The sequence below is a fragment of the Paenibacillus sp. 01T422 genome (genome assembly GCF_056398785.1).
In genome coordinates this window covers 1-12,190 of sequence record NZ_JBFTQB010000077.1, presented here as the reverse complement: position 1 = coordinate 12,190, position 12,190 = coordinate 1, and the positions used below count along the sequence as shown (strand labels likewise).

The window sequence follows — 12,190 nt, the reverse complement described above, 5'->3', positions numbered from 1 at the left end:
CTACAGAGGAAAATGGCTTGTTTTCTTTTTCTGGCCATTCGATTTCACATACGTATGTCCTACGGAGATTACAGCTTTCAGCGACAACTATGAGGAGTTCCTGGATTTGGATTGCGAAATCGTGGGAGCATCCGTCGATAGTGTGTACACGCATAGAGCCTGGACACAAACGCCGCGTGATCAAAACGGTATCGGCCCAGTGAAATTCCCGCTCGTCAGCGATTTCTCCAAAGAAACTGCACGCGCTTATGGCGTATTGGATGATGAAACAGGCGCGGCTCATCGCGGTTTGTTCATTATCGATCCAGAAGGCGTACTGCGCTACCAAGTCGTTACAGACATGAACGTTGGCCGTTCAGTCGACGAAACGTTGCGTGTGCTTCAAGCGCTTCAAGCTGGAGGACTTTGTCCGGCGAACTGGAAGCCTGGTGATAAAACGCTATAATTTATAAATGAGAGAACCCCAATCCGTTGGATATCCTTGGATTGGGGTTTTCGTGTGCATTCAAGGCCACATTTGCAGTATAATAGAAAGGCAATTGAGGCGAAGACAGAAAGGTTAGATACATGATGCAGTCCATTTCGGACAAACTATTTATGGGTTCTTTGATTTTACTAATGATTTCCGTTGTGATCAGCGGGATTGGGTTTCAATTCGCGAACTGGCGCACACAAGTGACTGATGAGTTGGATGCGGAGACGAATTCTAGTTCTGCCCGGAAGAAGGCAGTTTTGGAACGTCAAGATAAGAGCTTAAAGCGTGTACTTCGTTCCTATTTATTTTGGATCGCGATTGCAGGTATGCTCGTATCCGTGTTACTCTCTCGATTGTAGGCTCTTTTTATACAGAAAAAGGCGTATAGCGGCTCTAGCAGCCAAGCTATATGCCTTTTTTCAGTTATCCAGAATCTCGCGCGATGAAACGTGACGAGAGAATGATCTTCTCAGCTTGTCTTCCCGGGTGTTTAAGCCGGTACAGGAGAGTTTCCACAGCGCGAATGCCCAGCGATTCTTTCGCCAGTTCAATCGTGCTAAGAGGTGGATGCGCATAGGCAGAAGCTTCAATGTTATCAATGCCAATGACCTTAACCTGGTTCGGAACATCGATACCTTCGCGCTTAAGAATGGGGATGAGCTCCAATGCTATTTGATCATTAGCGCAGATAATGCCTTCGGGCATGCTCTTAGGTGAAAGAGACATTACTTTGCGCTCCAGGTAGTGAATGACTTGTCGATTCTGGTAAGGGATGCTCCATTTCTTCAAAGAGTAGTCCTCATCTGGTTTGGTCAAATCCTCCATGGCAATTCGGCAGCCCCAGAAGCGCTCTTTGAAGCTGACGGCAAACTGATCATCGCCGATGAAAACAAGCCGTTTCAAGCCGGCTGCGAGCAGGCGCTGACAAGCCATTTTACCCGAATCCAAATTATTATTGAGAACGCAATCCACTTCTACCAGAGGTTCGGAATGGTCAATTAATACAAGCGGAATCCCGGTTTGTTTGAGTGAGATGACCGAAAGTGTAGGAAAAGTTCCTGCCAGAAGATGGCCGGCACAATGGTCAGGATTTACATACGAAGGAATTTGCAGATGTTCGTTATGATGAGCAGGAACAGGGATGATCAGATGCTCGAAGCCCAGCTCCTTGCTGGCCGCCCCAATCCCCGCGAGAACTTTCCCCCAGAAAGGATTATCCTGCTGATAGATGGCCTGAATCCAAACGAGAATGTAAGGCGTATGTTCGTTTGCACTCACTGAATCATCTTTAAGGCTTTCGGAGGTCTGCGGCCCCGATTGGATGAGGTAGCCCATGGCTTTCGCCATTTCTTGAATACGAAGCCGATTTTCCTCGCTTACTCCTGATTTTCCGGACAGCGCTTGGGATACGGTATATTTAGACAGTCCTAGTCGGTCTGCAATTTGCTGCATCGATACTTTTTTACTCAAGGATAGCACCCTCTTAATTTGAAGTCTTATTTTACATAACAAAACTAACAAATTTCATTGTTGACTATAAAAGAAACAATGTCAATTTATTCGCAGGTTGCTTATAAAAATGAATTGACGTTCTGACTGAAAATGATTACATTAGGGGTGTTGAAACAATTGTTAGCCTAACAAAAATAACATTTTTATAAAACTCAATACAATTGGAGGTTTTAGCATGGGTGACTGTGTAATTTTTTATGATGCAGCGTTTCCTTATGAAGGTACTCGTCCGGACAGCCGCAGTTTAGAAGCGTTAGGACGATTTGGCCGCATAGTGGGAGCCGAGGAGTTAGCGGAGGTTCTGGAGCAAGGTACGGCTGATAATTTCCTTCATCTTCATGGGCGTTATTTCCCAAAAGCAGCATGGGGAGCGGTTATGTCGCATGTTCGCAGAGGGAAAGGACTTCTTCATCTCGGGAGCGCGCCATTTCGGGTGCCGGTCTATCTGAGCAATGAGGGATGGACGGTTGAAGTGGAGCAAACGGGCTACCACCAGCTTTTGCAGATCCACGAGGTGCTTCCTGTCGATCCGGCACCCATTGCCCATTATAAGGCTCATTCGGATCTACCTTTGCTTGCCGGCAAAGAGTCGATATTTCAAGTGCAGCCAACGGTTGGGCTGGCCCTTCATGTAACTCGCGCAGATGACCATCCAGGTCAGATAGGCTCGAGCGGTCCTATGGATGCCCATCTTCTGCCACTGCTGAAGGGGATTTCTCAAGAGGGCCGTGAAGTTGCAGCACCAATCGTGCTGTTGGAGAACACGAAGGGGGATTTTGCAGGCGGACGATGGATTTTCGCCAACTTGGTGACGGATGATGCCTTCTGGACACAAGGGGGTGTGGAAGTACTTCGGGACTTGGCTGCTTTTACAGCGCGAGGTGTAACCGAGATTTGGTTCAAGCCGAATTACGCGTGTTATGATCCTGGTGATCGAGCGGCACTGACCATCCAATTGCAAACGCTTGCCAATCGCGAAGAAGCTGTCTCGGATAATACGTCGTGGACATTCACTGTTCAGGTGAAGAAAGACGGCGTGCCGGAACCGGTCTGGTCGACCTCTTTCCTAATGGATGCTTCCCGCGAGCTGGCTTATAAAAAAATGAATGTGCCGGTTGATCTAGAACCCGGTTATTATTCGGCCGTTTGTACAGCGGTTGCCAACTCAGGCGAGACACGTATCTACCAGCAGGGTTTTTGGGGATATGATGCCGAACTGCTGCGCGAAGGAACACCGCTATCCTGCGATCGCGACTATTTCATCAAAGATGGACGTCCGCTGCCGATCGTTGGCATGACGTATATGACGAGCGATGTGGCTCGGAAATTTCTTTTTCTGCCTAACGTATCGGTTTGGGACAAGGATATCGCCCAAATGGTCAAAGCGGGGATTAACCTGCTGCGCACAGGGATTTGGTCGGCTTGGCGCCAAGTCATGTTCGTCGATGGCCATCCCTATGAAGAAGTGATGCGTGCTATTGATGCCTTCATTCTGACTTGCAAAAGGCTCAGCATTGAAGTCACGTTTAACTTCTTCGCTTTTACACCAGAGCTATGGGAGGGCGTTAATCCGTATCTGGATCCACGCAGTGTGGAAGCTCAGAAGCGATTTATTTCCGCCATCGTGTCGCGTCACAAAGAAACAACGAATGTCCACTGGGATTTGATCAATGAACCGTCGATGTTTAATCCCAATAAACCATTTTCCGGGCCGCAATCCGCTCAAGACAAATTTGAAAAGGAAGCCTTCACAGCTTGGTTAGAGAACCGTCATGGCGATATTCGCAAGCTGCAAGAGCACTGGAATATGACGCCATTGGAACTACCAGATTTTCAGAGCGCCAAACTTCCCGATGTTTCCGAAATGAATATGAAGACGACCGAGATGTTGGAGAAAAAAGGCGGTCCTTGGCTGGACTATACCTACTTTACGATGGATATGCATAATCGCTGGGCTCGGGAATTAATTGCGACCATTCGCAGCATTAATCCTGCCCATTTGGCGACGGTCGGTCAGGATGAGGGACTTGGTGCACTGCGCCCATCACCATTCTTCTATGCGGAAGTCGTGGACTATACGACGGTTCATACCTGGTGGCTAATGGATCAGCTGGTGTGGGACGGCATTTTCTCCAAATCGCCTGATAAGCCAAGCTTGATTCAGGAAACTGGAATTATGTATATCGAAACAGCTGATGGACGCGCAAAACGCTCGGAATATGAGCTGCGGAACATTCTGGAGCGCAAGTATGCCTATGCCTTTTCGACGGGCGGGGCGGGTGCTGTGCAGTGGATTTGGAATATTAACTTCTATATGAACAATATTAATGAATCACACATCGGTGCGCTGCGAGCAGATGGCACTGAGAAACCGGAAGCCGATGTTTCCTACGATTTTGGCGCTTTTATGGGCAGCATTCGGGATTTGTTTGTGGATCGTAAGTTGGAGGAAGTGGTGGCGGTATTCCCTTACTCCAATGATTTTTCGACCAGAAGATTAGCTGGCGATGCGACTTCCAAGCTTACTCGTACCTTGGCTTATGCGATGAATGTGCCTTTCCGTGGTATGGGTGAGTACCAGTTGGACGATTTGGAGCACAATCCTCCCAAGCTGATCATTGTACCGAGTGCTCATAACTTCAGCGATGAAGCTTTGGAGAAGTTGATTCAGCATGTGCGCACGCATGGCGGAACGCTTTTATTCACAGGACCGCTTGGACTGAATGAATACTGGACGCCGGTATCACGTCTGACGGACGTGGTTGGCGAGACGTTGCTGAGCAACGTTCTACGCGAAGAAATGATGGTCCTGAATGGAAGCCAGTACCCAGTCTCATTCGGCGGAGCTCGAATTTCCCAAGCAAACAAAGAAATCGCTCTCTCCGAGGGTGAGGGTGAAAGCGGTGGATGGAGCTCTGGGCATGGAGCCGTTCGATGTTATGCGCTTGGCCATGGACAACTCATTTGGTGTCCGCTGCCGGTTGAATTAAATGAACGCAGTGAAAGCATTGAAGCGTTGTACAAATATGCTATGGCTGAAGCTGGTGTATCAGAGGAATTGACGTGGGTGAAAGGCGGGCAACTGCCGGGCGTTTACGGGCGCAAGCTAAGTTTTGCCCAAGGCTCACTATATATTTTCGTGTCGGAGTACAGTGTAGATACAGAGATTGAAGTGAAAGATCCGGGTACTGGCCGAAGCTATGCCTTTGAGCTTGAGTCGGAACGCACAGTCATGTTCGCAACAGATAGGGAAGGTGCATTGTTGGCTGTTTACCGTCCGAATCAAGTGGGCGTAGCAGTGAATTAAATAGAAAAGCCTCTGTGCCGCAGCAGCTGATATGACAGTCAGCTTAGCGGACGGAGGCTTTTTTTAATTGATTTCATCAACGCAGGAGCTGCAAACCATTTTACCTTTGAAATAGGTCATATCCTCGAAATTACCGCAAAACACGCAAGCGGGCATATACTTTTTCAATGTGATACGTTCCGGATCGACATAAACCTCAATTGCGTCTCCAATATCAATGTGCAGCGTGCGCCGAAGTTCAATTGGCAAAACGATGCGTCCTAACTCGTCAACTTTCCTTACAATTCCCGTTGATCTCATGCTAAACAGCCTCCTAGACATATTAGGTTTAATCGTTTCATTAATTGATAACTACTATTATTCCACATTTGAACTTGAATTCCTTTTATTTACTTGAAGGTATTATGTTAAACTTTGCATAAGCATCAGGGGCTGCCTATAATGTTGATCATTATCGGGCAAATTTAAAATAATTCGTGCATCTCTCTTATATCAAGCATAATCCACTATTGGTACTATAAATGTAAGCAAAACATCACTGATGAAGTAGGGGGATTACACACGATGATTAAATGGAAGCGTTCTCTAGGGGTTGTGTTAGCGACTGCTTTGGCCGGGTCTCTAGTAGCCTGTGCAAATGGCGGCAATACAAATAGCAACGCAGATTCGCAAAGTACAGCAGCAGCAACAACGGCTGCGGCATCGAATGAGCCTGTGAAGCTGCGTATTATGTGGTGGGGAGCGACGGTTCGTCACGAGGCGACACTCGCTGCATTGAAATTGTACACGGAAAAGCACCCGAACGTTACTTTTGAGCCTGAGTATTCCGGTATTGACGGATACTTGGACAAGCTGTCTACGCAAGCAGCTGCGAATAATGCGCCGGATATTATGCAGCTTGATCCAGGCTGGATTTCGGATTGGGCAGGTCGCAACCAATTGGCTCCGCTGACTGGTGTTGATGTGAGCAAAATTGATACAAAAGTATTGTCCGGTGGACAAGCTGCAGGCAAACAATATGCTATGCCTTTAGGATCAGTGGCTTACGGGATGATCTACGATAAAGCTGCCATGGACAAGCTTGGGTTGAAAGCTCCGCAAAATGGCTGGTCATGGGATGATTTCTTCGCACTTGCAAAAGAAGCAAAAACGAAACTTCCTGAAGGTCAGTACTTTACGAAGGATTACGCCGGTGACTATTTCGCTTACTCCGCATTCCAATATGCGAAAGGCAAGGGCATGGTCGTATCTGATACGGGGAAATTCAATGTTGATCAGGCTACTTTCTTAGAGTGGACGCGTAATTTCGATGAGATGCGCAAAAATGGCATCGTGCCACCTGCTGATGTGAACTCCTCTGACAAAGAGTTTGACCCGAAAATGGATTTAATGGTTAACGGTAAAATTTTGTTCCGTATGGGCTTTTCGAGCAACTACGGCTCATGGGATAGCTTGAAAAAAGGCGCGTATGCACTCGTTACGATGCCTCGCACGGTTGAAGCGGGCGGTTGGTTGAAACCATCCTTGTACTTGGGTGTTTCCGCAACATCCAAGAAAGCGGAAGCGGCCAAAAAATTCGTGGATTGGTTCGTCAACGATCCGGAAGCTGCAAAAATTTTGACAACTGTACGCGGTTTGCCAGTTAACAAAGAAATTGCTGCATCTCTGGAGTCCAGTATGAGTGATGTTGACAAAATCGGATCTGCGCTCTTGCACGCAACCGAGAAAGATGGACAAACTTGGAATCCGGGCGTGAAAGGTTGGACGAATTACATCGATAAAGATTGGCCGCTTGTTCGTGATCAGCTTAGCTTCGGGAAATCAACGCCAGAGAAAGCTTATGAACAATTGAAAGTGGCTGCACAAGCATACGAAAAATAAGGCAAAAACGAGTCCGGGACATGCCTGTTCCGGCTCTTGCTGTTTTACTGTGCATTTCKGGAGAGGAAGGGGCTTATGATTATGGCGATTCGCGTTCAAGATATTCTGAATCGGTTAATCGAACCTGTTGGCCGGCTGGATGTGACGGTTGACACACTGAAATCGGGTGATCCATCGATGGAAGTGAAGGGGATTGCAACGACTTTCATGGCAACACATGATGTGATTCAAAAGGCCATTGATAAGGGTGCGAACTTGCTCATAACGCATGAAGGCACCTTTTATCATCATCATGACCAGATTGCGAAGCTTTCCAATGATCCCGTCTACCAAGCGAAACAAAAACTTATCGAGGAATCTGGCATTGCGATTTTCCGGTTCCACGATTATTGGCATCGATATCGGCCGGATGGTATCATGACTGGCTTAATTCAAGCCTTAGACTGGACACCTTTTGTAACGGAAAATAGACCTGCAGCTACGCTGCTAACGGTTCCCCACATGACGGTGAAGGAGCTTGCCCAATATGTGAAAAATAAGCTGGGTATCTCTTTTGTCCGAGTTGCTGGAGATCAATCAATGACTTGTACGCGCATCGGGCTGCTTGCGGGGTATAGAGGCGGGGGAGGGATGGCCATCCCTCTCTTCCAGGAAAATGTTGACGTGATCATCGCGGGGGAAGGTCCCGAATGGGAAACGCCAGAGTATGTGCGTGACGCGGTGCACCAAGGCAGGAAGAAAGCTTTCATTGCACTCGGACATGCAGAAAGCGAAGAGCCGGGAATGAAATATTTGGCAGAAATGATGGGGGTGTTATTTCCTAATCTGCCTGTACACTTCATATCGGAGAAGCAGGTTTTTCAATCGGTTTGATGGGTATGCAATGTGGACAACGCAGGTAGTATACACAGGCAACACAGACATACACGTGTAAAACCCAATATAGAGAACGCAGACATATACGCGTAAAACCCAACATAGATAGCACAGACATATACGTGTAAAACCCTACATAGACAGACAGACATATACGTGTAAACCCAACATAGACAACACAGACATATGCGTACAATACACACAATACAGGCGCACACGTGCAATATGAGCAACAGACATACAGTCATTGAATTATCAGAAATGATTATTACAGGAGAGGGAGATTTTCTCATGAGCGATACAACAACACAACAAACCGGCTATCAGGCGTGGCTCGAATATCACCCAGTAGCACTGGGCGAAGTAGTTGAACAATATGCGGTGTACAGCGGAATTATGTGTACGGAAAAGGAAGAGGCGATTCAATCGGCTGTTCAAGAGCTGTCCCGCGGCATCAGCAAAATGTTAGGTAAGGAGATTGGCGTCTCTGAAAATGTAGGCAGTGCTGTTATTGCGCTGGGCACATTTGGCGGCGGTAATGCGCTGGTTGATCGCACATTTGACGGAGAGACTCGATCAGCGGTTAAACATGAAGGGTTTGCGATCAAGACGGATCAAGCGAGCGGAAGTATAGTTATCGGTGCTTCATCAGCATCCGGTGTTTTGTATGGCGTCTTTCATTTGCTTCGACTTTTGAGCACTCATCAATCAGTAAATGCGTTAGATGTTATTGAGAACCCAGTGAACATGCTGCGCATGATCAATCAATGGGATAACATCGATGGTAGTATTGAGCGGGGCTACGCAGGAAAATCGATTTTCTTTGAAAACAATCGCATCACAACAGATCTGACACGCATTCGCGATTATGCAAGACTGCTGGCTTCTTCGGGACTTAATGCGATTTCCATTAATAATGTGAACGTGCATCACTGGGAAACGAAATTTTTGACTGAAGAGTACCTACCGGATGTTGCTAGGGTAGCTGGTGTATTCCGTTCATACGGCATCAAGTTGTTTTTGAGCGTCAACTATGCCAGCCCGATTGAAATTGGCGGTCTATCGACGGCCGATCCTCTCGATCCTGCTGTACGCGAATGGTGGCGTGTTAAAGCCGCCAAAGTGTACGCTGCGATTCCGGATTTCGGCGGCTTCCTTGTGAAGGCGGATTCGGAGAATCGCCCAGGGCCGTTTACGTATGATCGCGATCATGCGGACGGCGCTAATATGCTGGCGGAGGCGCTTAAGCCTTACGGCGGCATTGTGATTTGGCGCTGCTTCGTATACAACTGCAAGCAGGATTGGCGTGACCGGGCGACCGATCGGGCACGGGCGGCGTATGATCATTTTAAACCGCTGGATGGAAGATTCATGGATAATGTCATTCTGCAGGTCAAGAACGGCCCGATGGATTTTCAAGTGCGGGAGCCCGTTTCTCCGCTGATTGGAGCCATGGAGGCGACGAATCAAATGATTGAATTCCAGATTACACAGGAATATACTGGTCAGCAGCGACATTTGTGCTATCTCGTTCCACAGTGGAAAGAGGTCCTTGATTTTGAGACTTACGCGAAAGGCGACGGCTCCAGTATTAAACGTATCGTTGACGGCTCTTTGTATGGCAATCGATTCAGCGGTTTTGCTGCCGTCTCCAATATCGGCAAAGATATCAATTGGACGGGCCATTTGTTGGCGCAAGCGAACCTCTACGGCTACGGCCGTTTGGCGTGGAATCCAGAACTGTCCGCTGATGAGATTGCGGAGGAGTGGATTCGCATGACACTTGGTGGGAACGAGAAGCTGGTCAGCGTGGTTTTGGGCATGCTCATGAACTCATGGAGCATCTATGAAGCGTATACGTCGCCGCTGGGTGTAGGCTGGATGGTGAATCCAGACCATCACTACGGACCGAACGTAGACGGCTATGAGTATTCGAAGTGGGGGACGTACCACTTTGCGGATTGCCTTGGCATTGGTGTCGACCGGACGAAGGCGACAGGCACAGGGTACGCAGCGCAGTACAAAGGCATAAACTACGACACCTACGAGTCGGTTGAAAACTGCCCGGATGAGCTGCTGCTGTTTTTCCACCACGTGCCGTATACGCATGTGCTGCACTCAGGCCAAACCGTGATTCAGCATATTTATGACACGCATTTTGAAGGTGTGGAGCGGGCAGAGCAGCTGGTGGATAAGTGGGCTAGCCTGGATGGAAGCGTGAGCGAGCTGGTGCATATGCACGTAGCGGATCGCCTTGCGGAGCAGGCTGCGCATGCGAAAGAATGGCGCGATATGATTAACACTTATTTCTACCGCAAAAGCGGTATTGCTGATGCGTTGGGGAGAAAGATTTATTGAAGTTAGTACGGGAGCAGCGTGAAGTGGCTGCTTCTTTTTTATGTGCATGGTGATCTCGCAGCAAATAGCATGGAAAGCCTACTGTTAATCTACGCTGAAACGTGGATCAAATGTGGAAAATAACAGGAGTGCTCGGCATTATCAAATGAAATCCTACACTCATCAAAAGTACTCTATCGCCTCCCGAGCTAGTTCGTATCGGACAATTCTTTCCTTGCTTCCTCCGAATGTAGGGTGAAGTAGACCCTTGGCGCACATTCTTTTTAACATGAGCACCGTTGTCTTGTGATTGATCTCAAAATGACGCTCGACGTCCTTGGGGCGAAGAGGTCGCGACTGCTCTAGTGCTAGTCGAATGATCTCCTTTTCAGCAAGCTGTAAGCGTGAAACGGGTGTATGACTGGGCTGATATTTGCTTAGCACCATACGAAGCAAGGTGATACATAAGTCTGGGCGTTGCTCAATATCGTCATAAGCAAAGGAAATGACATGGAAATCCATAGCATGAAGAAACGTCTCACGGTTCAATTCGTTGCAGTATTTTTGCCTGTCCATGTCACGCACATGTGAGGTGTAGCCCTTGATCTCAAAGAGCAGCTTAATGTATCCAGGCAGCCAAGCAAAATCTGCGAAATAAGATCTTCCCCGCCAATCAAGCACTTCGTACTTAGGATGAAGATCTTTGAAACTGCCCTTGAGTGGCAGCCAGACGTTCTTTAGAAACAGTATTTCGGCATGCTGGTGCCCTCTTTCTAGTCTACCCCGGCGCTCTCCCGACCTGTTTTCAGTATGGTGGCAAATAAATGTTGCGTGTACTTCATCAAAAGTCATGCTCACAACCCCTTTAACTGAAATAAAAAAACGTCCCGAATCCATTCGAAGGAATGGATCGGGACGTGCTTCGTCTCTTGTTTTTATTATAGAACAAATGTTCGTGTTGGGCAAGAGTTTTTTTGGGATATTGACTATCTGATACTCGGCAACCAACTTCTTCAACTTGTCTCCTCCCACTGGCTTATCAGTAATAAAAGGAATTTCTACCGCTATTATGGCCTGCGAAGAGGACAAGAAAGAGATAACAGCAGAAACTACATCTAAATCGGCGATATATTGAGCATACGCCGCAATTTGATCGAATTAGCGGTGGAAATTCCAGTTACTGGGGTTGAAGGTGGGTTCGACACAGGAATTAGCGGTAGAAATTCCAGTTACTGGGGTTGGAGGTGGGTAGGACCTAGGAATTAGCGATATAAATTCCAGTTACTGGGTTTTGAGGAGTGGGTAGGACCCAGGAATTAGCGCAAGAAACCCAAGTTACTAGGGTTAAATGTGTGGACCCAGGAATTAACAGCAGAAACCCCAGTTACTGCGGCTGAAAGTGGGCTCGTTATGCAAATTTACAAGGGAAGTCGGCRCTAAGCAACTGGTGGCGTCCCCCCGCCCCCTCTTTTCGGGATATTTTGAAAGAATTCGATGATTCCTCTCATTTAGTACCTGACGCGCAGCCTATATACTTGAGGTATAGAAGTAATCGAGGTATAGAAGTAATCAGACTAACTGCAGAGGTGAACTTACATGAATCGTTCCATATCCGTTGCCGTGAAAGCCGCTGCGAGCACGAAGAAACGCCGTTCTTTCCTAAGTCGCTGGGACGCGCCAATTGCGGGATATTTATTTATTTTACCGTGGCTGCTCGGGTTTTTCGGGCTTACGGCGTACCCCATGTTTTTATCGTTGTACTACTCCTTTACTGACTATACGCTGATGGAGCCCATCAGTTG

At 47.7% G+C, this 12,190-nt stretch carries 9 protein-coding genes and 1 pseudogene; 7 read left to right on the top strand and 3 right to left on the bottom strand.

Annotated features, from left to right (window positions below):
* Together AC1DUA_RS06505 and AC1DUA_RS06500 are read left to right on the top strand one after the other, a co-directional pair.
* The coding region (locus AC1DUA_RS06505) for a peroxiredoxin (RefSeq protein ID WP_477498949.1) at nt 1-445 on the top strand (445 nt) is incomplete at its 5' end.
* A 122-nt stretch (nt 446-567) separates the two neighbouring features.
* Complete coding sequence (locus tag AC1DUA_RS06500) at nt 568-834, top strand: hypothetical protein (protein ID WP_477498948.1); 267 nt, start codon at nt 568-570, stop codon at nt 832-834.
* Between the two features lie 64 nt (nt 835-898).
* Here AC1DUA_RS06500 and AC1DUA_RS06495 read toward each other — a convergent pair whose 3' ends face one another.
* Entirely contained in the window at nt 899-1,954 is a 1,056-nt protein-coding gene (locus AC1DUA_RS06495) for a LacI family DNA-binding transcriptional regulator (RefSeq protein ID WP_477498947.1), read from the bottom strand.
* Nucleotides 1,955-2,162: 208 nt separating this feature from the next.
* On the opposite strand from AC1DUA_RS06495, the gene AC1DUA_RS06490 reads away from it, so the two are divergent.
* On the top strand, nt 2,163-5,294 hold the full coding sequence (locus AC1DUA_RS06490; RefSeq protein WP_477498946.1) for a beta-galactosidase: 3,132 nt from the start codon (nt 2,163-2,165) through the stop codon (nt 5,292-5,294).
* Nucleotides 5,295-5,357: 63 nt separating this feature from the next.
* On the opposite strand, the gene AC1DUA_RS06485 is transcribed toward AC1DUA_RS06490, so the two are convergent.
* Nucleotides 5,358-5,594 carry an AbrB/MazE/SpoVT family DNA-binding domain-containing protein gene (locus AC1DUA_RS06485; protein ID WP_477498945.1) on the bottom strand — a complete coding sequence of 79 codons (237 nt, stop codon included), beginning with the start codon at nt 5,592-5,594 and terminating at the stop codon, nt 5,358-5,360.
* Nucleotides 5,595-5,858: 264 nt separating this feature from the next.
* Between AC1DUA_RS06485 and AC1DUA_RS06480 the strand changes: the two genes are divergently transcribed.
* The 3 genes from AC1DUA_RS06480 (at nt 5,859) to AC1DUA_RS06470 (ending at nt 10,409) form a co-directional block, all read left to right on the top strand.
* Nucleotides 5,859-7,175, top strand: coding sequence for an ABC transporter substrate-binding protein (locus tag AC1DUA_RS06480; protein ID WP_477498944.1), 1,317 nt, complete (start codon nt 5,859-5,861; stop codon nt 7,173-7,175).
* Nucleotides 7,176-7,256: 81 nt separating this feature from the next.
* Nucleotides 7,257-8,048: a Nif3-like dinuclear metal center hexameric protein gene (locus AC1DUA_RS06475; protein ID WP_477498943.1), complete on the top strand. Its 792-nt coding sequence runs from the start codon at nt 7,257-7,259 to the stop codon at nt 8,046-8,048.
* A 294-nt stretch (nt 8,049-8,342) separates the two neighbouring features.
* Complete coding sequence (locus AC1DUA_RS06470) at nt 8,343-10,409, top strand: alpha-glucuronidase family glycosyl hydrolase (protein WP_477498942.1); 2,067 nt, start codon at nt 8,343-8,345, stop codon at nt 10,407-10,409.
* Nucleotides 10,410-10,571: 162 nt separating this feature from the next.
* Here the strand turns inward: AC1DUA_RS06470 and AC1DUA_RS06465 are convergent, their stop codons facing one another.
* Nucleotides 10,572-11,405 (bottom strand): hypothetical protein, encoded by an 834-nt coding sequence (locus AC1DUA_RS06465; protein WP_477498941.1) that lies wholly within the window; start codon nt 11,403-11,405, stop codon nt 10,572-10,574.
* A 579-nt stretch (nt 11,406-11,984) separates the two neighbouring features.
* Between AC1DUA_RS06465 and AC1DUA_RS06460 the strand changes: the two are divergent.
* Nucleotides 11,985-12,190: pseudogene (locus AC1DUA_RS06460) on the top strand (ABC transporter permease); the annotation flags it as partial.